The following is a 392-nucleotide window of genomic DNA, read 5'->3' on the forward strand; positions in this document are numbered from 1 at the left end:
CTTACTCTTATTGGTGACACAAATAATAATGGTCAATTAGATCCTTCTGAAACATGGGTTTTCACAGCACCTGATTATACTGTCACGCAAGCTGATGTCGATGCTGGTAACATTACTAATAACGTAACAGCAAACGGATTGGAACCTGATGGAACTACTCCTGTTCAAGCAACTGATACTTATATCATCGATGCCAATAACCCTGATGTAACACTTTGTGATGATGGTGGTATTGCTATCGTTAAAACTGCTTCTAGCTCAACTTCTACAGGTTGTGTTGGTGAAGGCGACTTAGTAACTTACACATTCACAGTTACCAATACTGGTGATGTATCTATTAATTCAATTACTATAACTGATGATTTATTAGGTGGTGATATTACGGCTACGTT

Annotated in this window: 1 protein-coding gene; it reads left to right on the forward strand. The window is 37.8% G+C overall.

All coding sequences use genetic code 11. The annotated features are described in order from the left end of the window. Window positions 1-392 (forward strand): hypothetical protein (locus Q0822_RS18220; RefSeq protein ID WP_299126400.1); only part of this gene is annotated, 392 nt, incomplete at both ends.

Source organism: uncultured Winogradskyella sp., assembly GCF_947496485.1.
GTDB lineage: Bacteria > Bacteroidota > Bacteroidia > Flavobacteriales > Flavobacteriaceae > Winogradskyella.